This window comes from Pseudoflavonifractor sp. MCC625 (assembly GCF_018784545.1).
Classification (GTDB): Bacteria; Bacillota; Clostridia; order Oscillospirales; family Oscillospiraceae; genus Pseudoflavonifractor_A; species Pseudoflavonifractor_A gallinarum.
In genome coordinates, this window is the sequence record NZ_WQOJ01000031.1 from 1 (window position 1) to 839 (window position 839).

Genomic DNA, 839 nt, shown 5'->3' on the forward strand with positions numbered 1-839 from the left:
GAATACCACGATAACCTGTCTTTGGAGGAGGCGGTCCGCATCTATCAGGAAATTCCGGCAGAGCGAATGAACGGGATCAAAGGAATTGGTTTTGAGCTGAAAGACGGAAGCGACTATGAAGGACCGTTTCCGATTTTGACCGGGCAGACCATTGACCTGGACACTATTCAGGCAATCGACTATTACCGTGACAATCCGCTGGTACAGAAAGCGGTAAAGGAACTGGCTGCGACCATGCCGGAAATGGAGGTACTGGGGGCGGATGCCAACCAGCAGGAGGCTTTGTTTCTGATCAACGATACTACCTATCTTCATATCCAACCTTGTGACAGCGGATGGGACTACACTCTTTACGATGCTGCGTCCATGAAAGAGCTGGATGGTGGTCAGCTGGATATGTCGGAGCTTTCCTGCATGAAGGCAGTTCTCCAGATTTGTGATGATAACGATCTGGACAGCACTTCGCTCAGACGCGCTCCCTTGTCTATGGTTGAGACCTTGCAGGAAGCGGCCTATCAGCAGATGCAGGCAGAGACCAGTCAGATGACTGCCTCTTCCCAGCTGCCGGAAGCGCAGGAGCAGGCACTGGATGAATACCCCATGCCGGATGAGCAGGTATCCACACCGGATATGCAGGAATATGGCTACACCTATGATGGGATGCTCCCTGTTACCAGAGAACGGGCGCTGGAACTGGATGCCGCCGGTTTGACCGTCTATGTGCTGTATGAGGACAATACGGAGAGCATGGTGTTTGACCCGCAGGAAATCATGGATCATGGCGGTCTTTTCGGTGTGGACCATGAGGAATGGGAGAAAAGCCCTCAGTTCCACGAAAA

The 839-nt window shown here is 52.4% G+C and carries 1 pseudogene; it reads left to right on the forward strand.

What is annotated here, in order from left to right:
• A pseudogene (locus GPK94_RS16090) lies at positions 1 to 839 on the forward strand (LPD16 domain-containing protein); the annotation flags it as partial.